The sequence below is a fragment of the Pseudomonas sp. G5001 genome (assembly GCF_013385475.1).
Taxonomy (GTDB): domain Bacteria; phylum Pseudomonadota; class Gammaproteobacteria; order Pseudomonadales; family Pseudomonadaceae; genus Aquipseudomonas.
The window spans coordinates 1-21,966 of sequence record NZ_JACAPZ010000006.1 but is presented as its reverse complement, the minus strand read 5'-3'; the positions used below and the strand labels follow the sequence as shown (position 1 = coordinate 21,966).

The following is a 21,966-nucleotide window of genomic DNA, read 5'->3' as shown; positions in this document are numbered from 1 at the left end:
GTTAACGCAGGAGAGGGTCTGAAGGTGCGGTTTACAAAGGTGTAAAAAACGCCGCGTCCCCGTCCGTGGGGCAGCGGCGTTTTTCGTTTCTGGCAGGCCCGGTCGGAGTGATCGTTTAGGCGAGTAGTTTCTGAGCCACTGCCATTACGGTTCCGACAGCCGTGAAGAAGCCGATGGCGATACCAACGGGATACCAGAAATTCTCTCGGGTTATCTTGTGGGATTCTGCGTTTAGCTTGCGTTGCTCGGCATAAATTCTGGATATGTCGGCGTGAATCTTCTCTAGTATTGCCTGCTCTTTTTCGTGTTCCAGCATGGTCTTCGTCCTTCGCAACGGGGCCTTTTGGTATGCGCTGTTTATCGATGTGCCGGCATGATCAGCACTCACCGAGTATAGGATTCACCCTCGGCATCAGCGCCAAAACGGCAACTCATTGAGTAAGCAGTTATGTGCTGCCGTTTTTTGCTTGTCATGTTGCAAGCGCATGCTGGACACGTCATCCCCCGGCAACCCTTGAAAGACGAAAAAGCGAACTTTCCTACGACGCAAATAGTCACTTAGGATAGATGCAGCTCCCGTTTACACGATTGTTTCCGAACTATTGAGTGGTGATCGAGATGGAAAGTATCAGCCTATTGCTCGGTGAAGCACTGAGCCCTTATCAGGTCACGCTGACCACCTCGGGTGTGCAGGGCGAATGCCTGGTGACCGTAAAGAATCCGGCCGGTGCCATCGTGGTCGAACGAGAAGTCGACCAGGCACAATTGACCGACAAGCGTGCATTGGTGGATGTGGTGGACTGTTTGCACCGCGACTTGATGATTGCCGAAGGACGCCTGGAACCCTCGGTCATGGCGGCCCTGCGCAATGCGGCCCTGACTCGGCCGATCGCCTGCGCATGAAGATTTATTTTTGTTGGGAACCTTCCTACGGCAAGGTGAGTCAGATTTTGTAACAGCGAGATCAAGCATTGTGCTCCGGTGCTTGTGGCTCGTTGTTACTGGTCTTTTTAGGCCCTTATTAACCCCGAGTTGTCTCCCCACTGCTCGGGGTTTCTTTTTGCCTGCGATTTGTCATGGGCTCGGGGCATCCTGGAAAAACGTCGGGTGGTCTTGCAGGTATTGCTCACGCATGACCGGGTCGAGCCATGAGGCGTAGGACTGTCGCAGTTGCTCCTGCGGGATCTCGCGCAGCACCTGATTGATCCGCTCGATAGCCGTGCGGCCTGAGGCGTTATCCGTGCAGGCAATCCGGGTCAGTTGATAGGGCGGGGTGCCTTTGATGGGGTAGAAGATCAGCTCTTGTGGATCAATGCCTTGTTGCAGCGCCTGGTAGCGCACTTCTGTCCAGTAACCCAGCACCGCTTCCAGCCGCCCCTTTCGTTGCATCTGCAGCAGGCTGCCGAGGGCGTCATTGCCGTAATGTGGCGCCAGTTTGTGAGCACTGGTGTGCTTCAGCGCTTCATCGATGATGGCGCCGTAGCTGCGTTCGGCGATGATGCCAAGGCGCGCATCTCGTGCATTCAAAAATGCCTCCAGGTCGAACAGTCCATCCACCACAAACGGCGCCAGCAGCGCCCGCTGACCCTGGCGGATCGTCACCCCGTTGCTCACGGCCGCGAAGGCCTGGGCGGAAAACACGATGGTTTTAGCGCGCTCCGCCGTCCACAGCAGGGACGGGTCGCAGGTAAGCGTGCCGGGGTCGCGGAGCATCTGCATGCCGCGCGCGCGGTTCACGTGGAGGATCTGATGTCGATACTCCGGCATGTGTTCGGCGAGTATCGGCAGCAGTTGGTCGAGGGCGCCCTGGCCTTTTTGCGGGCCTTCGAAAATCGTCACTGGCGGCAGGTCACGCAACAGCCAGATCAAGGTTTCCTGGGCCTGGCTCGACAGTGGCCAAGTCCCGAGCAGTGAACCCAGGAGGCAGAGTCGAATGATGAAGCGCCGGCCCATCAGATCGCGCCGTTCTCACGCAGGCGAGTAACGGCGGCCGCATCGTAGCCCAATTCAGCGAGCACCACGCTGTTGTGCTCGCCCAACTGCGGTCCGACCCATTCACAACTGCCCGGTGTGTCCGACAGTTTGGGCACGATGCCGGGCATCTTGAAGTCCTTGCCGCCCGGGAGCTGCGCCTTGAGGAACATCTCGCGGGCGAGAAATTGCGGGTCTCCCAGCATGTCTTCCGCGCTGTAGATACGGCTGGCGGGCACTTCGGCCTTGTTCAACTGTTCTACCACTTGCTCAAGCGGCAGCGAGTTGACCCAGCGATCAATCACCCCGTACAACTCATCGCGCCGGCTGTCGCGGCCATCGTTGCTGGCCAGTGCCGGGTCGTTGGCCAGGTCGTCGCGACCAATGGCTGACATGAAGCGCTTGAAGATCGCGTCGCCATTGGCGCCGATCTGCACATGCTTGCCATCTTTGCTGGTGTGGATCGAGGAGGGCGTGATGCCGGGCATGATGTTGCCGGTGCGCTCGCGGATAAAGCCGAACACGTCGAACTCCGGGATCATGCTCTCCATCATCGCAAAGATCGCCTCATACAGCGCCACATCCACCACCTGGCCGAGCCCGCCATTCACTTCACGATGACGCAGGGCCATCAGCGCCCCGATCACGGCCCACAACGCCGCGATCGAGTCCCCGATGGAAATCCCGGTGCGCACCGGCGGGCGGTCCTCGAAACCGGTGATGTAACGCAGGCCCCCCATGGATTCGCCCACCGCGCCAAACCCTGGCTGGTCCTTCATCGGCCCGGTCTGGCCAAAGCCCGAGAGGCGCACCATCACCAGTTTCGGGTTCAGGGCGTGCAAGGTTTCCCAGCTCAGGCCGAGCTTCTCCAGCACGCCAGGGCGAAAGTTTTCGATCAAAATGTCGGCATCCGCCAACAGTTGCTTGAGGATCGCCAGGCCGTCCGGGTGTTTCAGGTTCAGGGTCAGGGATTTCTTGTTGCGCGCCTGCACAAACCACCACAGCGAGGTGCCTTCATACAGCTTGCGCCACTTGCGCAGCGGGTCGCCGCCATCCGGGGATTCGACCTTGATCACCTCGGCGCCGAACTCGGCGCAGATGCGCGACGCAAACGGGCCGGCGATCAAGGTGCCGAGTTCGATGACTTTCAGGCCGGCAAGTGGTTTGGCGGTAAACGACATGAGGAACCTTTCGGGCAGGGCAGGGATGTGAGCCTTTTAACATAGGCGAGTGGCGCAGTGATAAGGATGATGCAGCGCAGGATTCGTTGAATCACCTCGCCATCGGTTAGACTTGCCGCCTTTCCCTGTCTCTAGAAGTCCGTTCATGGCCCAGCCGTCCACGACCTACAAGTTTGAACTCAACCTCACCGACCTTGACCGTTCGGTGTACGAGAGCGTCAAGCAGACCATCGCCCGCCACCCTTCGGAAACCGAAGAGCGCATGACCGTGCGTTTGCTGGCCTACGCGCTTTTCTACAACGAGCAGCTGTCTTTCGGTCGTGGCCTGTCAGATGTAGACGAGCCGGCGCTGTGGGAAAAAAGCCTGGATGATCGCGTCCTGCACTGGATCGAAGTCGGCCAGCCGGACGCGGACCGCCTGACCTGGTGTTCCCGCCGTACCGAACGCACGACCTTGCTGGCCTACGGCAGCTTGCGCGTCTGGGAAGGCAAAGTGGTGCCGGTGGCGAAGAACCTGAAAAACGTGAGCATCGCCGCCGTCCCCCAGGAAATCCTGGAAGTGCTGGCCAAGGACATGCCCCGGGTGATCAAGTGGGACGTGATGATCAGCGAAGGCACGATCTTCGTGACCGATGACCGTGGGCAGCACGAAGTCCAGCTGGAATGGCTGGCTGGCGAGCGCGGCTGAAACGTCGATAACTGATTGGACGCTGGTCGAGTGTGGGAGCTGTCGAGCTTCAGCGAGGCTGCGATGCAGGCGCTGCGGTCTGACAGGTACACCGAGGTGATCCCATCGCAGCCTCGCTGGGGCTCGACAGCTCCTACAAGGGATCACCGCTAATTTTCAACATTAAAGAGAAGCTTCCGTCACCCCATGCGTATCGATCCTCGCCCGTTGCCTGCCGTCCTGCCATTCCTCGGTGAATTGCCACCGTTGTTGACCCGTCTCTACGCCGCACGCGGGGTGCAATCGGAAGCCGAGCTGGATAAAAGCCTGGCGCGGCTGATCCCGTATCAGCAGCTCAAGGGCATCGATGCCGCCGTGGACCTGCTGGTGACGGCCCTGGAACAGCGCCAGCGGATCCTCATCGTGGGTGACTTCGACGCCGACGGCGCCACCGCCAGTACCGTGGGCACCCTGGGCCTGCGTTTGTTGGGGGCCGCCCATGTCGATTACCTGGTGCCCAACCGTTTTGAGTACGGCTACGGCCTGACCCCGGAAATCGTCGCCGTGGCCTTGCAGCGCGAGCCACAGCTGCTGATCACCGTGGACAACGGCATCTCCAGCGTCGAAGGCGTGGCAGCGGCGAAAGCGGCGGGGCTCAAGGTACTGGTTACCGACCACCACTTGCCGGGCGATGAACTGCCGGCGGCGGATGCGATCGTCAACCCTAACCAGCCGGGCTGTGAATTCCCCAGCAAGGCCCTGGCCGGTGTAGGCGTGATCTTCTACGTGCTGATGGCCCTGCGCGCGCGTTTGCGCAGCCTTGGCTGGTACGAGAACAAGCCGCAGCCGAACATCGGTGAACTGCTGGACCTGGTGGCCCTGGGCAGCGTGGCCGACGTGGTCCCGCTGGACGCCAACAATCGCATCCTGGTTTACCAGGGCCTGGAACGCATTCGTGCCGGTCGTGCCCGGCCGGGGATCAAGGCGATCCTCGAAGTAGCCAAGCGCGATCACGCCCGCATCACCTCCACCGACCTTGGTTTTATCCTCGGCCCGCGCCTGAACGCCGCCGGGCGCCTGGATGACATGAGCCTGGGCATCGAATGCCTGCTCACCTCGGATTTCGCCGCCGCCCGGGAAATGGCCGCGCAACTGGACGGCATGAACCAGGACCGCAAGTCCATCGAACAAGGCATGCAGCGCGAGGCCCTGGCCCAGCTCAAGGACTTGCCGGTGGAGTCGATGCCGTATGGCTTGTGCCTGTTCGACCCGGAATGGCACCAGGGCGTGATCGGCATCCTTGCCTCGCGCATGAAAGAGCGTTACTTCCGCCCGACCATCGCCTTTGCCGACGCCGGTGACGGCCTGCTCAAGGGCTCCGGGCGCTCCGTGCCGGGTTTTCATATCCGTGACGCGCTGGCCGTGGTGGCCAGCCAGCATCCGACGCTGATCGCGAAGTACGGCGGCCACGCCATGGCGGCGGGTCTTACCTTGCCCGAGGCCAACTTCCCACTGTTCGCCGAGGCCTTTGACGCCGAAGTGCGTCGGCAACTGCGCGAAGAAGACCTGACGGGCCGTCTGCTGTCCGACGGCACCCTGGCGGTTGAAGAGTTTCACCTGGAACTGGCTCGCGCCCTGCGCAACGCCGGGCCGTGGGGCCAGCATTTCCCAGAGCCGTTGTTTCACGGGGTGTTCCAACTGGTGGAGCAGCGCGTCGTCGGCGAGCGCCATCTGAAGGTGGTGCTCAAGAGCGAGTGTGGATCGGTGAAGCTCGATGGCATTGCTTTCGGCATCGACCGCGAGATCTGGCCCAACCCCACCATTCGCTGGGTGGAACTGGCCTACAAGCTCGACGTGAACGAGTTCCGTGGCCAGGAAACCGTGCAACTGATGATCGCGCATATCGAGCCGCGCTGAACCCTGTGCAATCCTCTGTTGTCGACTAGTCTCTAAGCACTGTGTGATCGGTCTTGTGACCTTGTCTTATTTCAGCCCGCCGGGGACGGGTTTTTCGTCGACCTTTCAAACAGAACCCTGGAGCCTGCCCACTGCATAAAAGAGGTGCCCCATGAGTCTGCTGCTTGAACCCTATACCCTGCGCCAACTGACCCTGCTCAACCGCATCGCCGTGTCACCAATGTGCCAGTATTCCAGCGTCGATGGCCTGGCCAATGACTGGCACCTGGTGCACCTCGGCAGCCGTGCCGTCGGTGGCGCCGGGCTGATCTTTACCGAAGCCACCGCCGTGACTGCCGATGGCCGCATCACCGCCCAGGACCTGGGCCTGTGGAACGACGAACAGATCGAACCGCTGCAACGCATCACGCGCTTTATCAATGCCCAGGGCGCGGTGGCGGGCATTCAACTGGCCCACGCCGGGCGCAAAGCCAGCACGCACCGGCCATGGATCGGCAAGCACGGCAGCGTCAAGCCGGAAGATGGCGGCTGGGTGCCGGTGGGCCCCTCGCCGATTGCCTTCGATCCGCAGCACACTTCCCCCAAGCAACTCGATGAAGGGCAGATCCAGCAAGTGATCGCTGACTTCGTCGCTGCCGCCAAGCGCGCGTTGACCGCCGGTTTCAAAGTGGCGGAAATCCATGCCGCCCATGGCTACCTGTTGCATCAATTTCTTTCGCCCCTGAGCAACCAGCGCCAGGACCAGTACGGCGGCTCGTTCGAAAACCGCATCCGCCTGGTGCTGCAAGTGACCACGGCGGTGCGTGAGGCCTGGCCGCAAGAGCTGCCGCTGTTTGTACGGGTCTCGGCCACCGATTGGGTCGAGGACGGCTGGAACCCGGATGAAACCGTCGAACTGGCGCGCCGCCTGAAAGACCTGGGCGTCGACCTGATCGACGTCTCCTCGGGTGGCACCGCGGCCAATGCGGAAATTCCTACCGGGCCCGGCTACCAGACCCGCTTTGCCGAGCGTGTGCGCAAAGAGTCGGGAATCGCCACCGGCACCGTGGGCATGATTACCGAGCCCGCCCAGGCCGAGCACATCTTGCGTACCTGTCAGGCCGATATCATTTTCCTCGCCCGTGAACTGTTGCGTGACCCGTACTGGCCACTGCATGCCGACGATGACCTGGGCGGGCGCAAAGCGACCTGGCCGGCCCAGTATCAGCGGGCTACGCATCGCGACCAGCCGATTCATGAGTCGGACTTGCGGGATTAACCTTGCGTAGGAAAACGCCTGAAGCTAATGTCGAAACTATGACTCTATTACTGAACGCCTCGATTATTCCCACCCTCCAGGAGAGGGTGGGCTGACGCGTGCTGGAAAAGCATGAAAAACCCGCCCTTGATCCGGCGGGTTTTTTATTGCCCGCCGATCACCGGCCAAGCCCTGCGACACAAGGAGAAGCTCATGTTGCACCTGATCTGCGGCAAAATCGCATCCGGTAAATCGACCCTGACCCAGCAGTTGTCGCAAGCCCCACAGACGGTATTGATCAGCGAGGATGAGTGGCTGTCACGCCTTTATCCCGGACAGATCCATGCTCTGGGCGACTACGTGCGCTGCACCGGCCACCTGCGCGATGCGTTGACGGCGCATATCATCGCGTTGCTCGGGGCCGGCCTGTCGGTGGTGCTGGATTTCCCGGCGAACACGTTGGCCAGTCGCCGCTGGATGCGCTCATTGTTCGAAGGCGCAGGCGCTGACCATCAATTGCACTACCTGGATGTGCCGGACGAGGTCTGCAAGGCACGCCTGCGTGCGCGCAACGCGGAGGGTACCCACGCGTTCGAAACCAGTGACGCCCAGTTCGACTTGATCACCGGCTATTTCGAAGCACCGACACCTGCGGAAGGCTTCAACCTTGTTCACCATCAACCCTTGGAAGCACAGCATGTTGATCAAGCGTGACCTGACCGAAAAGGACCTGCCGTTGCTGGCGCTGATTGACCGTACCGAACGGATCGAGGCGTGCTATCGCGTGGAGCACGGGGAGTTGCTGCTGTACCCCGAGCACCACGACATGCGCGGCTGGCCCGAAGGCGAAGCCGAGCAGGATGCCGTGGCCTTGCAGGCGTGCCTGAAGCGCGGCGGGTGGCTGCACGGTGTGTTTGACGATGCAAAGCTGCTGGCGGCCGTGGTAGTGGACAACCGGGTTATCCTCAACCAGGGCCTGCGTATGCGCCAGCTCAAATTCCTGCATGTGAGCCATGGGGCCCGTGGCCTGGGCCTGGGTGGCCAGCTGTTTGCCCTGGCCTGTGAACACGCCCGTGCAGCCGGGGCCGAGGCGTTGTACGTATCGGCCACGGAATCGCGCAATACGGTGGAGTTCTATCTGCGGCTCGGCTGCCGGTTGCTCAAGCAGCCGGATCCCGAGCTGTTTCAACAGGAGCCGCACGACATCCACCTGTACCGGCCGCTTGTGGGATAACGCTGTAGGTCATTGCCCTGCAAGCGTTTTTTTAAGTGATTACTCTAAAAAAGTCCCACTCCCTGCAAGATAGTTTCTACGCTTAAGGTAAGCATGATTTCTGGCCCAGGAAATCAGCTTGTTGATCCTCGCAGGTCGCATCGCGGGATGGGGTTATGGGCAACCAGGAGCAGTTGATTGATACGAGGAGACAGTCCATGGCCAAGTCTTATGGTGTAGCGGGGGTGTTGTCGTCTTTTCTGGCCCGCAGGATGTCGCTGCGCAGCCGGCGCCTGAGTTCGGACGAAGAGCAATTGCTGGAACAGTACCGCGCCCTGACCGAGAGTGATCAGGTGGCGATGCGGTACTTGATCGGGGCGATGAAGAGTATTTCGCGGTTCTGAAGATCCCGAAGGGGCGTTCCCACGCGAGCGTGGGAACGTTCGGTATCAGGTGTACTTGCGCTTGTCTGGTGCAGGTGGGAAGTATTGGTACAGCCAGGTTTCGCTCAAGGTGCGGTCCTGGGTGCGGATGAACAGCCGCAGTTCAACCGGCTCGACGCTGTCGCTGGTCGGGTACCAGTCAAACAGAATTCGATAGCCCTTGATGGCATCCAGTACCAACACGCTGAAGTCTTTGACCTCACCATGGGAGCAGGTCACCACCGGCTCGATCCCGGTGCCTTCAGGCAAACGATCCAGCCCGCCGCCGTTGAAGTCCACGGCAAAGCGCCGCGCCCAGACTTCGGGGTAGTGCTCGCCCGGTGCCCAACCTTCGGTGAAACCGCCCATGCCCGAACGGGTGGCATTGACCTGCGCCAGTGGCGTGCTGACCGGCGGCAGGGCGCTCCAGTAGAGCTTGTAGCCGTAGTTCAGGGATTCGCCGGCAGCGACGGGCTTCTTCGGGGTCCAGAAGGCCACGATGTTGTCCAGGGTCTCGCCGGTTGTAGGAATTTCCAGCAGATCGATAGAGCCTTCACCCCACGCAGTAGTAGGTTCTACCCACAGGCTTGGGCGTTTGCTGTACCAGTCCACCGTGTCCTGATAGCTGGCGAACTCATGATCGGTCTGCACCAGGCCGAAGCCTTTCGGGTCGGTGTCGGCAAACGCGTTGAATTGCAGGGTAGCCGGGTTGTTCAGCGGGCGGCAGATCCACTCGCCATTGCCGCGCCACATGGCCAGGCGATCCGAGTCGTGGATTTGCGGGTGAATGGTGTCGCACATCCGCCGCTCAACGGTGCCGCAACTGAACATGCTGGTCATCGGTGCGATGCCCAGTTGCTCGATGGCGGTACGCGCATTGATATGGGCGTCGATGGCCATTACCACCTGGTTGGCCTGGCAGTCGATATCGAAGCGATAGGCACCAGTGGCGCTCGGCGAATCCAGCAGGGCGTAGACCACGAAGCGGGTGCTGTCCTTGTCCGGGGTTTCGAACCAGAACTTGGTGAAGTCCGGGAATTCCTCGCGCTTTTTCGCGTAGGTGTCGATGGCCAGGCCGCGTGCAGAAAGGCCGTACTGGCCGGTGGAATCCACCGCACGGAAGTAGCTGGCGCCGAGGAAGGACAGCACGTCGTGGCGGTCCAGTTCCGGGGCCTTGAACAGCTTGAAGCCGGAGAAACCCAGGTCGCCGGTCAACTGCTTGGTGTCTACCGTGGTTTTTTCATAGTTGAACAGCGAAGGGCGGAAGTGCACCTCGCGGGCCTGGCGGGTTTTCGGGTCGACGCTGTACATGCGCACCGGCGTCTTGAAGCCCATGCCGACGTGGAAGAACTGCACGTCCAGTTGGCCGTTCAATTCTTTCCACAGCGAATGCTTGCCGTCGTAGCCGATGGCGTTGAAATTCTGCGGGGTCATGGTCGCCAGGGTCGGCGGCAATACCTGCTTGGTGTCCTGGTAGCGATTGCTTGCCAACTGCTTGGCCTGGATCTTCAGGGCCTCGAAATCGAAGGCCTGGGCCTCGCCATCAGCGGCGCGGTTGCCCGCCCAGGCCTGGGCGGCCAGCAGGCCACTGGCCGACAGACCGGTGTAAGCCGCGATGGCCATGGACGCTTTGAGCAAATTCCTGCGGTGCATAAATACAACCTGTCGTGAACAATCCCGCGCCGTTCCTGGCACGTGCTGGATCAAGGAAAACGGTTCGGACATGCCTTCGGCCAAACGCAACGGACATTAAACAGATGCCAAATAGCTTAAGCGGTTCGGTGCGCAAGGAAAAATGATTGATGGCGGGTTGATGGCGCTGCATATGAAACAAGACGTTTCTGTGGAAACCGTGTGGCGAGGGAGCTTGCTCCCGTTGGGGCGCGAAGCGACCCCAGCTCAGGCGATGAAGATCCTTCAGGGATATCTCGAGCGCCTGGTTTGGGGCTGCTGCGCAGCCCAGCGGGAGCAAGCTCCCTCGCCACAATAATCTCTTCCTTCAGGAACGCCGGGATCAGCCCACTTCGCCTACCGCTCGATACGCCTCATCAATCGCCGCATGGGCATACGCGCTCCACGCGGCATCCGAGTTGGCGATGCTCACATGTCCCACCGGCTGGCGCGCCAGGTCCTTCAGTTTTTCGCTTTCATCGGCATCGTCAAACAAGCTGTTGGAGAAGGTCGCATAGCCGTGTGACCAACGGTTGACAGTGATCGCCAGAATGTCGGTCTGGTGGTTGAAGCCACCCGGGCCGAGCATGCGCTGCAGTTGGTCGCGCAGCTGCGCTTCCAGTTGTTCAAATGTCTGCCCGTACAACTTGCCCCGCCCGGCGCGGGCCTGGTCGCGGCCGTTCATGCCGCTGTTGGGGCTGGTGGGCACGTACACCATGTGCAAACCAATCGGCTGCGTCGGGTCGCGCGGGTGCTCGTAGCCGCCCATGCTCACCGGGTAATCCAGCTTGATCCGGCTGTAAGGCTGGGTCGCTGCATAAATCTCGTGCACCCCCAGCTTCTGGAACGACGTCCAGTTGCGCACCACCACTTTGGTGTAGACCAGCGGGTACTTCACGTTCTGGCTCAGGGCCTGGGCTTGTTCTGCCGGCAGGTCCCGCAGCAGGTACGGGATCATCATGTTGTAGCAGGCCAGGATGCAGCGTTTGCCGCGGACCTGTGCGAGTTGGCCGCCACGGCTGTAGCCGATGTGCACACCGTCACCGACGTTACGCACACTGACCGCAGTACTGTTCAAACGCACCCGCACCGGTGTCCTGGGCTGATCAAGCCTGGCGTAGTCAAACGGCGCCAGCACGATGTCATCCATGGTGTGCCCCGGTGCCACTGCCGGAATCAGGCTGCGCACCAGCAAGCGTGCCAGCGAGGCGTTGCCGTCGGGGAAGTGGTAGATGTAGGGTTCTTCCATTTCTGCGGCGGCTTCTTCGCTGATCGGTGCCAGGTTCATTCCGCCGAAGCCAGGGAAACCCACGCTGTAGGCATCAGCCGACGCCACCGCATCGATACTCAAGGCCATGAAGTCGTTGGTGCGGCTTTGGAAGTACTTCACCGCGCCTTCCGAGAGTCCTACGTTCTTGAGCAGGAAATCGCGGTAGCTGGTGGTCGCGAGGTACTCGGCCTTTTCCTCGGCAGTCTTGCCCGGCAGGTAATCCTTGGGCGCGACGTGCAAGGCAATCAGCGCCTGACGGTCGGTTTCCGGCAGCGGGAAATCATTGATGAAGTCGCTGATGGAGCGCGCATGCAACTGGTTCGGGGCGATGTCGTCGGCGACCATCGGCGTCGGGTCGCCGGTCACCAGTTTGTCTTCGCCAAAGTTTTCCTTGTCGAAGAACACCCCGCGGGACAAACCCAGGCCCGGGTAGAACTGGCGGTCGAAGGCGGTCTCGAAGCGCTTGATGTTCACCCCGAGTTTTTTCAACAGCCCGTTTACTTCCTTACTGTAAAGATGATTCGGTGACTGGAACGCTTCGCTGCCGCCGTAGCCGATGATCAGCCGGCCACCGGCCTGGAACTCATTGCGCTTGGCATGGCCGCCGAAGTCGTCGTGGTTCTCCAGGATCAGGATCTTCGCCTTCGGGTGCTTCTCACGGTAGAACCACGCCGCCGACAAACCGCTCAAGCCACCGCCGACCACCACCAGGTCGTAGTCTTCGGTGATCGGCAGTTTATCGGTGTCGAAGGCCTTCTTTTCCCAGCCCATCTGGTGGGCAACTTCGAATGAGCCGACATGGCTGCCGCGCAAGCCGGTGAGGGCGGGCGGGTAGTAGCGCCCATCGGGAGCGGCCTGGAGGATTTGCAGCGGGGTCATACCGGCGGCAATCGTGATAGCGACGCCGTTGAGGAAGTCGCGGCGGGTGATGTCCATGGGAACCTGCGAATTATTTATTGTTATGAGATCCCTGCAGGAGCCGGCTGTTGTGGAGAGGGAGCTTGCTCCCGCTGGGCTGCGTAGCGGCCCCAAAAAACCTGGGAGCACCTCGCACTACAGCGGGAGCAAGCTCCCTCGCCACAGTGAGCTCGCTTCGACAGGGGTAAAGGGTCAGTGCTTGAACATCACATGGCGAACGGTGGTGTAGTCCTCCAGGCCGTACATGGACATGTCCTTGCCGTAGCCGGACAGTTTCTGACCGCCATGGGGCATTTCGCTGACCAGCATGAAGTGGGTGTTCACCCAGGTGCAGCCGTACTGCAACCGTGCAGCCAGGCGATGGGCGCGGCCGACGTCGGCGGTCCACACGGAAGAGGCCAGGCCGTAGTCCGAATCGTTGGCCCAGGCCAATACCTGGGCCTCGTCGTTGAATTTGGTTACCGACACTACTGGCCCGAACACTTCGCGGCGCACGATTTCATCGTCCTGCTGCGCGTCGGCCAATACGGTCGGCTCAAAGAAGAACCCGTTGCCTTCCACCGCCTTGCCACCCGTGATCAGGCGGATATGGGATTGCGCCACGGCACGCTCCACAAACCCGGCCACACGGTCACGGTGCTGTGCGGTGATCAGCGGGCCCAGCTCGGTGGCCGGGTCATCCTGCAAACCGTATTTGATGCTGGCAACCGCCGCGCCGAGCTTCTCGACGAACGCGTCGTAGATATCGGCCTGTGCATAAATCCGGCACGCAGCGGTGCAATCCTGCCCGGCGTTGTAGAAGCCGAAGGTGCGAATGCCTTCCACCGCCGCGTCGATATCGGCGTCGTTGAAGATGATCACCGGCGCCTTGCCGCCCAGTTCCATGTGCATGCGTTTGACGCTGTCGGCAGTGCTGGAAATGATATTGGCCCCGGTGGCAATCGAACCCGTCAGCGACACCATGCGCACTTTCGGGTGATTCACCAGCGGGCTGCCCACGGTTGGCCCACGGCCAAACACCAGGTTGAGTACACCGGCCGGGAAAATTTCAGCGGCCAGTTCCACCAGGCGCAGCGCGGTCAGCGGAGTTTGTTCCGAAGGCTTGAGCACCACGGTATTACCGGCGGCCAGGGCCGGGGCGATTTTCCAGGCGACCATCATCAGCGGGTAGTTCCACGGCGCGATGGAGGCAATTACGCCCACCGGGTCACGGCGGATCATCGAGGTGTGGCCCGGCAGGTACTCGCCGCCGGCCGAACCGCTCATGCAGCGGCTGGCGCCGGCGAAGAAGCGGAACACATCGGCCACCGCCGGGATCTCATCGTTCAGCGCGGCGCTGTAGGGTTTGCCGCAGTTGTCCGACTCAAGCTTGGCCAGCTCTGCGCCGTGGGCTTCGATGGCGTCGGCGAGTTTGAGCAGCAGCAGCGAGCGATCCTTCGGTGGCGTTTGCGACCAGCCTTCAAAAGCGCTGTCGGCAGCACGCACGGCGGCGTCGACCTGGGCTTCGCTGGCTTCCTTGATTTCCACCAGTACCCGACCCAACGCCGGGTTGAACACCGGCTGCGCCGGGCCTTCGCCTTCGACCAGATGGCCGTTGATCAGCAGTTTGGTTTGCATGGTTCATTCCTCTTAAAGCTGCATCGTTTCCCCTGCCGAAACCGGTTCAAGTGTGGGAGCGGGCTTGCTCGCGAATACGGTCTTTCAGTTGATACATCACCTGACTGATACACCGCGTTCTCGAGCAAGCCCGCTCCCACATTTGAACCTCATTCCTTCAGTGGCAATGTGTTGTCAGTTATTTACCGCCACTACCGGCCACGCTTTCGCCGCCGCGGGTCAGGTAATAGGCACCCAGGATCGGGAACATCGTCACGATCATCACCAGCATCGCCACCACGTTGGTCACCGGCACATCCCGTGGCCGGCTCAACTGGTTGAGCAGCCACAGCGGCAAGGTGCGCTCGTGGCCGGCGGTGAAGGTGGTGACGATGATTTCGTCGAACGACAGCGCGAACGCCAGCATGCCGCCGGCCAGCAACGCCGAGCCGAGGTTGGGCATGATGATGTAGCGGAAGGTCTGCCAGCCGTCGGCGCCGAGGTCCATCGAGGCTTCGATCAGGCTGTGGGAAGTGCGGCGCAAACGGGCGATCACGTTGTTGTAGACGATCACCACGCAGAAGGTCGCGTGGCCGACGATGATGGTGAACATCCCCGGCTCAATCCCCAGGGTCTTGAAGGTCGCCAGCAACGCGATACCGGTGATGATCCCCGGCAGTGCAATCGGCAGGATCAGCATCAGCGAGATGCCTTGCTTGCCGAAGAACTCCCGGCGATACAACGCCGCCGAGGCCAGGGTGCCGAGCACCATCGCAATCAGTGTGGCGATGGCCGCGATTTGCAGCGACAGCTTGATCGCTTCCAATACGTCCGGCCGCGAGAAGGCCACGCTGAACCACTTCAGGGTGAAGCCCTGGGGTGGAAAGCTGAACGCCGCCTCTTCGGTGTTGAAGGCGTAGAGGAAGATGATCAGGATCGGGAAGTGCAGGAAAACCAACCCGCCCCAGGCCGCGATTTTTAGACTGAGTGAGGCTTTTTCAGAGTGCATCGAAGGCCCCCAGACGTTTGACGATGGACAGGTAAACCGCGATCAGCACGATCGGCACCAGGGTGAACGCCGCGGCCATGGGCATGTTGCCGATAGCGCCTTGTTGCGCGTACACCATGCCGCCGACGAAGTAACCCGGCGGGCCCACCAGTTGCGGCACGATGAAGTCGCCCAGGGTCAGCGAGAACGTAAAGATCGAACCCGCCGCGATCCCCGGCACCGACAGCGGCAGAATCACCTGCATGAAGGTCTGGCGCGGCTTGGCGCCGAGGTCAGCCGAGGCCTGCAGCAACGATGGCGGCAAACGCTCCAGCGAGGCCTGGATCGGCAGAATCATGAACGGCAGCCAGATGTACACAAACACCATGAACCGCCCCAGGTGCGAGGTGCTCAAGGTGCTGCCGCCCACGCCGGGAATGCCCATGATGAATTGCAGCGCCGGCTCCAGGCCCAGGTGCTGCACGAACCACTGCGCCACGCCGCCCTTGGCCAGCAGCAGGGTCCAGGCGTAGGCCTTGACGATGTAGCTGGCCCACATCGGCATCATCACCGCGATGTAGAAAAACGCCTTGGTCTTGCCGGTGGTGTAGCGCGCCATGTAGTAGGCGATCGGGAACGCGACGATGGCACTGGCGATGGACACCACCACCGCCATGCTCAAGGTGCGCACGATGATGTCGAAGTTCGACGGCTGGAACAGCGCGGCGAAGTTGGCCAGGGTCAGGTCCGGGGTGACCGCCATGGTGAAGTCATCGAACGTATAGAAGCCTTGCCACAGCAAGGTCAGCAGCGAACCCAAATAGATCGCGCCGAACCAGATCAGCGGCGGCACCAGCAGCAGCGACAGGTACAGGTTGGGCTTCTTGTACAGCAGGTTGGAAAACCTGCGCATCGGGGGTTGGGACAGGGCCAGGCTCATGTCACACCTCGCCTGCGATGTCGGTCAACGGCGTCATGGCTTCCCGCGCCCAGCGCGCGGTGATGGACTGGCCGACTTGATGCCCGGCGGTGGTGTCCAGCCATTGGTTGTTGGCCTGGCTGATGTTCAGGGCCTGGCCGTTTTCCAGTTTCAGTTCGTAGCGGGTGGCGCTGCCCTGGTACTGGATGTCATGCAGCAGGCCGCTGACTTCCACCTCGCCGCTGCCCAGCGGGCCTTCGGCGAAACGCACGTGTTCCGGGCGGATCGAGAACGGCTGCGGGTTACCGCTCAAGCGTTGCGCCAATTCGCCGCGAATCACGTTGGAGGTGCCGACGAATTCCGCGACGAAGGTGGTGGCGGGCTTCATGTACAGGTTGCGCGGGGTGTCGACCTGTTCGATGCGGCCCTTGTTGAATACGGCCACACGGTCGGACATCGACAGTGCTTCGGTCTGGTCGTGGGTGACGAAGATGAAGGTGATGCCAAGTTGGCGTTGCAGTTTCTTCAGCTCGCTTTGCATCTGTTCGCGCAGCTTCAGGTCGAGAGCGCCGAGGGGCTCATCCAGCAGCAATACGCGCGGACGATTGACCAGTGCGCGGGCCAGGGCCACACGTTGACGCTGGCCGCCGGAGAGTTGCACCGGCTTGCGGTCGCCGTAACCGCCGAGGGCGACCATGCCCAGCGCTTCTTCGGCGCGGTTGAGGCGTTCGGTCTTGCCCACGCCTTTGACTTTCAGGCCGTAGGCCACGTTGTCCCGCACGTTCATGTGGGGGAACAGCGCGTAATCCTGGAACACAGTGTTCACGTCGCGCTGATACGGCGGCAAGCCGGCGGCTTCCTCACCGTGGATGCGGATGGAGCCGGCACTGGGTTGCTCGAACCCGGCGATCAGGCGCAGGCACGTGGTTTTGCCCGAGCCGGAAGGGCCGAGCATGGAAAAGAACTCGCCGTCCTGGATATCGATGGAAACCCGGTCAACGGCTTTCACTTCGCCGAACTGACGGGAAACGTGGGTGAATTGGACTGCAAGCGTCATGGTGCGGTGCTCCAAAAAGGCGCGTCTTGTAAAAATTAAATCGGAGGTAGAGGTGATCGTTCCCACGCTATGCGTGGGAATGCAGCGCTGGACGCTCCGCGTCCGCCCTTAAAGTCGTGACGCGGAGCGTCACAGGAGGCATTCCCACGCGGAGCGTGGGAACGATCAACTAGGGAGTGCTTAGCGCCCGCCCATGATCGCGATGTAATCCTGGGTCCAGCGGCTGTACGGCACGAACTTGCCGCCTTCAGCCTGCGGGGTTTTCCAGAAGGCGATCTTCTCGAACTGGTCGAAACCGTTGGTCTTGCAACCCTCGGCGCCCAGCAGTTCGCTTTCCTTGCACGCCGCGGGAACCGCCGGCAACGAACCGAACCACGAGGCCACATCACCCTGGACCTTCGGCTGCAGCGACCAGTCCATCCACTTGTAGGCGCAGTTGGGGTGCTTGGCATCGGTGTGCAGCATGGTGGTATCCGCCCAGCCGGTGGCGCCTTCCTTCGGAATGGTCGAGGCAATCGGCTGTTTCTCGTTCACCAGGCCGTTGACCTGATACGGCCATGCGCTGGAGGCCACCACGCCTTCGTTCTTGAAGTCGCTCATTTGCACGGTGGTGTCATGCCAGTAGCGGTGGATCAACGGCTGCTGGGCGCGCAACAGGTCGAGCACGGCCTTGTACTGGGTTTCGGTCAGCTCGTACGGGCTCTGGATGCCCAGTTCCGGCTTGGTGGCCTTGAGGTACAGCGCCGCATCGGCGATGTAGATCGGGCCGTCATAGGCCTGCACGCGGCCTTTGTTCGGCTTGCCGTCCGGCAGGTTCTGCGCATCGAACACTACGTTCCAGCTGGTGGGCGCGGTCTTGAACACGTTGGTGTTGTACATCAACACGTTCGGGCCCCACTGGTACGGCGTGCCGTACGTTTGCTGGCCGACCACGTACCACGGCGCATCTTTCAGGCGCGGGTCGATGTTCTTCCAGTTGGGAATCAGCGAGGTGTTGATCGGCTGTACGCGCTTGCCGACGATCAACCGCAGCGAGGCATCGCCGGATGCGGTGACCAGGTCGTAGCCGCCCTTGGCCATCAAGCTCACCATCTCGTCGGAGGTGGCGGCGGTCTTGACGTTGACCTTGCAGCCGGTCTCTTTCTCGAAACCGGTGACCCAGTCGTAGTTCTTGTCGCTTTCGCCACGTTCGATATAGCCGGGCCAGGCGACAATATCCAACTGGCCTTCACCGGCACCCACCGCCTTCAGCGGTTCGGCGGCCTGGATGCTGACACTGGCCAGCAGCGCGGTGGTCAGGGCACTGAGCAGAGCGGTCTTGTGCGCAGACATGGGGGTTCCCTCTTCTTTAATTATGGTCGGGGCAGTTTTTGCAGCAGGTGGTGCGTGAGCGTAGTTGTTGTTTTAAAGATGCTGGCCGTGGCGCGCCATGATGTGCCGCACCACGCTGTAGTCCTGTAGCGAATCGCTGGACAGATCTTTGCCATACCCCGAGCGCTTCAAGCCGCCGTGGGGCATTTCGCTGACCAGCATGAAATGACTGTTGATCCAGGTGCAGCCGTATTGCAGGCGCGACGCCACTTGCATCGCCTTGTCCAGGTTCTGGGTCCACACGGAGGAGGCCAGGCCGTATTCCGAGTCGTTGGCCCAGTCCACCGCCTGTTCCAGCTCGTCGAAGCGGGTCACGGTGACCACCGGGCCGAACACTTCGCGCTGCACGATTTCATCATTCTGTTTACAACCGGCCAGCAAGGTTGGCTGGTAGAAGAAGCCAGCACCGGAATGCACGGCGGCGCCGGTGATGCGTTCGATATGCGGCTGGCCGAGGGCGCGTTCGACAAAACTGGCGACGCGGTCGCGCTGGCGGGTGCTGATCAGCGGGCCGAGTTCGTTGTCGGCATCGCGCTTGCCGGCAAACCGCAGGCTGCTGACGGCGGCGCCGAGCTCGGCCACCAATTTGTCGTGGATGCCGGCCTGGGCGTAGATGCGGCACGCGGCGGTGCAGTCCTGGCCGGCGTTGTAGTAACCGTAGGCGCGCACGCCTTCGACCACGGCTTGCAGGTCGGCGTCGTTGCACACGATCACCGGGGCCTTGCCGCCGAGTTCCAGGTGCGTGCGCTTGAGTGTCTTGGAGGCGGCCTGGAGGATCTTCTGCCCGGTGACGATATCGCCGGTCAACGAGACCATGCGCACCTTCGGGTGGCTGACCAAATGGCTGCCGACCCCTTCGCCGCCGCCACACAGGATGTTGATCACCCCGCGCGGCAACAACTGGCTCAGTACGGGCGCCAGGGCCAGGATCGACAGCGGGGTATGTTCCGACGGCTTGAACACCAGGGTATTACCGGCCGCCAGGGCCGGGGCGATTTTCCAGGCGGCCATCATCAGCGGGTAATTCCACGGCGCAATGGAGGCCACCACGCCAATCGGATCGCGACGCACCATGCTGGTGTAGCCCGGCAGGTATTCACCGCTCAGTTGCCCGGTCTGGCAGCGCACGGCGCCGGCGAAGAAACGGAACACATCGACGGTCGCGCTCAAATCGTCCTGACGTGCCAGGTGCAGCGGCTTGCCGCAATTCAGCGATTCCAGGCGGGCGAGGTAGTCGGCTTGTTTTTCGATTGTCTCGGCGATGCCCAGGAGGATGTTCGAGCGCTGCTGGGGCGTGGTCCGCGACCAACCGGCAAAGGCCCGGTGGGCGGCGAGGATTGCGGCTTCTACCTGCTCGGTACTGGCTTCGGCGATATGGGTGAGGATTTCACCGGTGGCCGGGTTGATGATCGGCTCGACAAACCCCTGGCCCGGGACCAGTTCGCCGTCGATCAGCAACGCAGTGAGCAGCGGTGTGGGCGCGCCAGACATTTTTCGCGATCTCTTTTCTTGTGTGGTCATGGCTGTTCTCGTGCGAGGCGCCTGACCTTCTCTTATGGGATGAGCAGAGACTAGAGGTCAGGCGCGAGGTCAACAAATACTAAATACTGAAAGCAGCATTCGATTAAATAGATGGCTTGCGTGGGTGGGGCTGTTCGCGGGCCACCGTCAGGAATGGGTCCACCAGCGCCGGGCGCGCCGTGCCCCGGCGCCAGGCCAGGCCCACGTCGAGGGTCTGGCTGAGGTCGGCAATCGGCCGGGCCTCGATGATGTCGCCTTCCAGGGACCAGGGGCGGTAGGTCATGTCCGGCTGGATCGACACGCCCAGGCCGGCGGCGACCAGGCTTCGCACGGCTTCCGTCGAGGCGGTGCGCAAGGTGACGCGGGGTTGCAGCCCGGCGCCGGTCCACATGCGTTGGGCGTTGTGGCCCATTTCGTCGACGTTCAGCTGAATCAGCGGCTCGCGCGCCACATCCGCCAGGTTGATGCTGTCGTGTTCCAGCAGCGGGTGCTGGGCGGGCAGCCATAAACGGTGGGGCGAGTGGGTGAGCACTTCGGTTTGCAGGGCGTGGCGGTCTTCGAGGTTGGAGAGGATCAGCACGCCGACGTCGATTTCACCGCTGACCAGCAGGTGTTCGATGTAGGGGCGTTCGTCCTCCATCACGCGGATTTCGACATTGGGGTAGGCGCGCTGGAAGCGGGTAAGCAAGTCCGCCAGGTAGTAGCCGGCGACCAGGCTGGTCACGCCGATGATCAACTGCCCGGCCACCTGGTCGGTGCTCTGTTGCAGGCTGCGCTTGGCGTTGTCGACGGTGGCGAGGATGAGGTGCGCCTGGCGCAGGAACTGGTGGCCCTGGTGGGTCAGGGTCATGCCCTTGGCGTGGCGGTTGAACAGGTTGACGCCGATTTCCTGTTCCAGTTGCTGGATCGCCAGGGTCAGGGTGGACTGGGAGATGAAGGCGGTCTGGGCAGCGGCGGAGATCGAGCCGGTCTCGGCCACGGCGATGAAGTGACGGATCTGACGCAAGGTCATCATGCTGGAATTACCAGTGGGGTGTTTTTATAGATTTGTTCGAGTGTATATCGTTTTAATTGAGGGGTAAGCGCGTTACATCTGGAAGCACTCTAGATCGGGGGTTTTTGGCACTTAGTTTTACGCTGGGGGCCTATTGGTCCTGTGAACTTGAGTTTCTGGAGGTTGTGAATGAATACCCGTGGATTGCTCGATCAACTGCTCAAATCCGGCCAGGACATGTTGCAGAACAAGGCTGGCGGGCAGCGCAAGTCAGATGACAAGGGTGCACTTGGCGGACTGCTGGGTGGCGGCGGGTTGGGTAGCTTGCTTGGCGGTGCCGGTGGTGGGGCCCTCGCGGCCGGCGCCATGGGCCTGTTGCTGGGCAACAAGAAAGCCCGCAAGTTTGGCGGCAAGGCGCTGACCTATGGCGGGTTGGCTGCTTTGGGGGTGATTGCCTACAAGGCCTACGGTAATTGGCAGGCGCAGCAGGCGAGTGCGCCTCAAGGGGAGCCGCAGACCATTGATCGGTTGCCACCGGCCCAGGTCGAACAGCACAGCCAGGGGATTTTGAAGGCGCTGGTGGCTGCGGCCAAGGCTGACGGGCATGTGGATGAGCGTGAGCGGGCGTTGATCGAAGGGGAGTTTGTGAAGCTGGATAACGATCGTGAGTTGCAGCAGTGGTTACATGCCGAGCTGAACAAGCCGCTGGATCCGGCAGATGTGGCTCGGGCTGCCAGTACTCCGGAGTTGGCTGCCGAGATGTATATCGCCAGTGTGATGTTGGTGGATGAGGAGAACTTCATGGAGAAGGCTTACCTCGATGAGTTGGCGCGGCAGCTTAAGTTGGAGCCAGGGTTGAAGGCTGAACTGGAGAAGCAGGTGCGGCAGGCTGAGGTGGTTTGATTGTGTACATATCCGTTTCTGCGGTAACGGCTACTTATGGTAAAAGCAAAGACCAGAACGAAAGCAGAGACGCTTTTCTGTAGGAGCTGGCTTGCCGGCGATGCAGGCACCTCGGTCTTCCAGACACACCGAGGTGATGCCATCGCCGGC

Annotated in this window: 20 protein-coding genes; 8 read left to right on the top strand and 12 right to left on the bottom strand. The window is 61.4% G+C overall.

Annotation, left to right across the window (positions count from 1 at the left end; all coding sequences use genetic code 11):
* Positions 1 to 115: 115 nt before the first annotated feature.
* The gene (locus HX805_RS05035) at positions 116 to 316 is read right to left on the bottom strand and encodes a hypothetical protein (RefSeq protein ID WP_003209572.1); all 201 of its coding nucleotides are present in this window, start codon (positions 314 to 316) and stop codon (positions 116 to 118) included.
* Between the two features lie 302 nt (positions 317 to 618).
* Here HX805_RS05035 and HX805_RS05030 point away from each other — a divergent pair, with 302 nt between their 5' ends.
* The gene (locus HX805_RS05030) at positions 619 to 903 is read left to right on the top strand and encodes a DUF3509 domain-containing protein (protein ID WP_003209570.1); all 285 of its coding nucleotides are present in this window, start codon (positions 619 to 621) and stop codon (positions 901 to 903) included.
* Positions 904 to 1,074: 171 nt separating this feature from the next.
* Here the strand turns inward: HX805_RS05030 and HX805_RS05025 are convergent, their stop codons facing one another.
* Together HX805_RS05025 and HX805_RS05020 are read right to left on the bottom strand one after the other, a co-directional pair.
* Entirely contained in the window at positions 1,075 to 1,953 is an 879-nt protein-coding gene (locus tag HX805_RS05025; protein WP_177021411.1) for a TIGR02285 family protein, read from the bottom strand.
* The gene (locus HX805_RS05020) at positions 1,953 to 3,152 is read right to left on the bottom strand and encodes a CaiB/BaiF CoA-transferase family protein (RefSeq protein ID WP_177116656.1); all 1,200 of its coding nucleotides are present in this window, start codon (positions 3,150 to 3,152) and stop codon (positions 1,953 to 1,955) included. The genes HX805_RS05025 and HX805_RS05020 overlap by 1 nt, the downstream gene beginning before the upstream one ends.
* Before the next feature lie 145 nt (positions 3,153 to 3,297).
* On the opposite strand from HX805_RS05020, the gene HX805_RS05015 reads away from it, so the two are divergent.
* The 6 genes from HX805_RS05015 to HX805_RS04990 all read left to right on the top strand — a co-directional run bounded on the left by HX805_RS05015 (position 3,298) and on the right by HX805_RS04990 (position 8,590).
* Entirely contained in the window at positions 3,298 to 3,840 is a 543-nt protein-coding gene (locus HX805_RS05015; protein ID WP_003209567.1) for a YaeQ family protein, read from the top strand.
* Between the two features lie 186 nt (positions 3,841 to 4,026).
* Entirely contained in the window at positions 4,027 to 5,736 is a 1,710-nt protein-coding gene (gene recJ / locus HX805_RS05010) for a single-stranded-DNA-specific exonuclease RecJ (protein WP_076017504.1), read from the top strand.
* Between the two features lie 151 nt (positions 5,737 to 5,887).
* The gene (locus HX805_RS05005; RefSeq protein ID WP_003209564.1) at positions 5,888 to 6,994 is read left to right on the top strand and encodes an NADH:flavin oxidoreductase/NADH oxidase; all 1,107 of its coding nucleotides are present in this window, start codon (positions 5,888 to 5,890) and stop codon (positions 6,992 to 6,994) included.
* Positions 6,995 to 7,186: 192 nt separating this feature from the next.
* Positions 7,187 to 7,687: an ATP-binding protein gene (locus tag HX805_RS05000; RefSeq protein ID WP_177081114.1), complete on the top strand. Its 501-nt coding sequence runs from the start codon at positions 7,187 to 7,189 to the stop codon at positions 7,685 to 7,687.
* Complete coding sequence (locus HX805_RS04995; RefSeq protein WP_102605530.1) at positions 7,671 to 8,207, top strand: GNAT family N-acetyltransferase; 537 nt, start codon at positions 7,671 to 7,673, stop codon at positions 8,205 to 8,207. Before HX805_RS05000 ends, HX805_RS04995 begins: the two co-directional genes overlap by 17 nt.
* A 197-nt stretch (positions 8,208 to 8,404) precedes the next feature.
* Positions 8,405 to 8,590, top strand: a complete 186-nt coding sequence (locus HX805_RS04990) for a hypothetical protein (protein ID WP_003209560.1) — start codon at positions 8,405 to 8,407, stop codon at positions 8,588 to 8,590.
* Between the two features lie 45 nt (positions 8,591 to 8,635).
* On the opposite strand, the gene HX805_RS04985 is transcribed toward HX805_RS04990, so the two are convergent.
* The 9 genes from HX805_RS04985 to HX805_RS04945 form a co-directional block, all read right to left on the bottom strand.
* Positions 8,636 to 10,261 carry a glucan biosynthesis protein D gene (locus HX805_RS04985; RefSeq protein WP_102368202.1) on the bottom strand — a complete coding sequence of 542 codons (1,626 nt, stop codon included), beginning with the start codon at positions 10,259 to 10,261 and terminating at the stop codon, positions 8,636 to 8,638.
* A 361-nt stretch (positions 10,262 to 10,622) separates the two neighbouring features.
* Positions 10,623 to 12,485, bottom strand: coding sequence for an FAD/NAD(P)-binding protein (locus tag HX805_RS04980; protein WP_177081113.1), 1,863 nt, complete (start codon positions 12,483 to 12,485; stop codon positions 10,623 to 10,625).
* A gap of 174 nt (positions 12,486 to 12,659) precedes the next feature.
* Complete coding sequence (locus HX805_RS04975; protein WP_003209554.1) at positions 12,660 to 14,084, bottom strand: gamma-aminobutyraldehyde dehydrogenase; 1,425 nt, start codon at positions 14,082 to 14,084, stop codon at positions 12,660 to 12,662.
* A 178-nt stretch (positions 14,085 to 14,262) separates the two neighbouring features.
* On the bottom strand, positions 14,263 to 15,072 hold the full coding sequence (locus tag HX805_RS04970; RefSeq protein ID WP_003209553.1) for an ABC transporter permease: 810 nt from the start codon (positions 15,070 to 15,072) through the stop codon (positions 14,263 to 14,265).
* Positions 15,062 to 15,991: an ABC transporter permease gene (locus HX805_RS04965; RefSeq protein WP_003209552.1), complete on the bottom strand. Its 930-nt coding sequence runs from the start codon at positions 15,989 to 15,991 to the stop codon at positions 15,062 to 15,064. Before HX805_RS04965 ends, HX805_RS04970 begins: the two co-directional genes overlap by 11 nt.
* A 1-nt stretch (position 15,992) precedes the next feature.
* Positions 15,993 to 17,027, bottom strand: a complete 1,035-nt coding sequence (locus HX805_RS04960; RefSeq protein ID WP_003209551.1) for an ABC transporter ATP-binding protein — start codon at positions 17,025 to 17,027, stop codon at positions 15,993 to 15,995.
* A gap of 180 nt (positions 17,028 to 17,207) precedes the next feature.
* A complete protein-coding gene (ydcS, locus tag HX805_RS04955; RefSeq protein ID WP_003209550.1) occupies positions 17,208 to 18,359 on the bottom strand; it encodes a putative ABC transporter substrate-binding protein YdcS in 1,152 nt (383 codons plus the stop codon).
* 72 nt (positions 18,360 to 18,431) lie between these two features.
* The gene (locus HX805_RS04950; RefSeq protein WP_003209549.1) at positions 18,432 to 19,889 is read right to left on the bottom strand and encodes a gamma-aminobutyraldehyde dehydrogenase; all 1,458 of its coding nucleotides are present in this window, start codon (positions 19,887 to 19,889) and stop codon (positions 18,432 to 18,434) included.
* Positions 19,890 to 20,022: 133 nt separating this feature from the next.
* On the bottom strand, positions 20,023 to 20,934 hold the full coding sequence (locus tag HX805_RS04945) for a LysR family transcriptional regulator (RefSeq protein ID WP_003209548.1): 912 nt from the start codon (positions 20,932 to 20,934) through the stop codon (positions 20,023 to 20,025).
* A gap of 168 nt (positions 20,935 to 21,102) precedes the next feature.
* Between HX805_RS04945 and HX805_RS04940 the strand changes: the two genes are divergently transcribed.
* The gene (locus HX805_RS04940) at positions 21,103 to 21,816 is read left to right on the top strand and encodes a tellurite resistance TerB family protein (protein ID WP_003209547.1); all 714 of its coding nucleotides are present in this window, start codon (positions 21,103 to 21,105) and stop codon (positions 21,814 to 21,816) included.
* Positions 21,817 to 21,966: the final 150 nt, after the last annotated feature.

Bases quoted from the DNA above. Each gene is read 5' to 3' on its own strand.
- HX805_RS05035 (WP_003209572.1), bottom strand. From the start codon at position 316: ATGCTGGAACACGAAAAAGAGCAGGCAATACTAGAGAAGATTCACGCC.
- HX805_RS05030 (WP_003209570.1), top strand. From the start codon at position 619: ATGGAAAGTATCAGCCTATTGCTCGGTGAAGCACTGAGCCCTTATCAG.
- HX805_RS05025 (WP_177021411.1), bottom strand. From the start codon at position 1,953: ATGGGCCGGCGCTTCATCATTCGACTCTGCCTCCTGGGTTCACTGCTC.
- HX805_RS05020 (WP_177116656.1), bottom strand. From the start codon at position 3,152: ATGTCGTTTACCGCCAAACCACTTGCCGGCCTGAAAGTCATCGAACTC.
- HX805_RS05015 (WP_003209567.1), top strand. From the start codon at position 3,298: ATGGCCCAGCCGTCCACGACCTACAAGTTTGAACTCAACCTCACCGAC.
- recJ (WP_076017504.1), top strand. From the start codon at position 4,027: ATGCGTATCGATCCTCGCCCGTTGCCTGCCGTCCTGCCATTCCTCGGT.
- HX805_RS05005 (WP_003209564.1), top strand. From the start codon at position 5,888: ATGAGTCTGCTGCTTGAACCCTATACCCTGCGCCAACTGACCCTGCTC.
- HX805_RS05000 (WP_177081114.1), top strand. From the start codon at position 7,187: ATGTTGCACCTGATCTGCGGCAAAATCGCATCCGGTAAATCGACCCTG.
- HX805_RS04995 (WP_102605530.1), top strand. From the start codon at position 7,671: ATGTTGATCAAGCGTGACCTGACCGAAAAGGACCTGCCGTTGCTGGCG.
- HX805_RS04990 (WP_003209560.1), top strand. From the start codon at position 8,405: ATGGCCAAGTCTTATGGTGTAGCGGGGGTGTTGTCGTCTTTTCTGGCC.
- HX805_RS04985 (WP_102368202.1), bottom strand. From the start codon at position 10,261: ATGCACCGCAGGAATTTGCTCAAAGCGTCCATGGCCATCGCGGCTTAC.
- HX805_RS04980 (WP_177081113.1), bottom strand. From the start codon at position 12,485: ATGGACATCACCCGCCGCGACTTCCTCAACGGCGTCGCTATCACGATT.
- HX805_RS04975 (WP_003209554.1), bottom strand. From the start codon at position 14,084: ATGCAAACCAAACTGCTGATCAACGGCCATCTGGTCGAAGGCGAAGGC.
- HX805_RS04970 (WP_003209553.1), bottom strand. From the start codon at position 15,072: ATGCACTCTGAAAAAGCCTCACTCAGTCTAAAAATCGCGGCCTGGGGC.
- HX805_RS04965 (WP_003209552.1), bottom strand. From the start codon at position 15,991: ATGAGCCTGGCCCTGTCCCAACCCCCGATGCGCAGGTTTTCCAACCTG.
- HX805_RS04960 (WP_003209551.1), bottom strand. From the start codon at position 17,027: ATGACGCTTGCAGTCCAATTCACCCACGTTTCCCGTCAGTTCGGCGAA.
- ydcS (WP_003209550.1), bottom strand. From the start codon at position 18,359: ATGTCTGCGCACAAGACCGCTCTGCTCAGTGCCCTGACCACCGCGCTG.
- HX805_RS04950 (WP_003209549.1), bottom strand. From the start codon at position 19,889: ATGTCTGGCGCGCCCACACCGCTGCTCACTGCGTTGCTGATCGACGGC.
- HX805_RS04945 (WP_003209548.1), bottom strand. From the start codon at position 20,934: ATGATGACCTTGCGTCAGATCCGTCACTTCATCGCCGTGGCCGAGACC.
- HX805_RS04940 (WP_003209547.1), top strand. From the start codon at position 21,103: ATGAATACCCGTGGATTGCTCGATCAACTGCTCAAATCCGGCCAGGAC.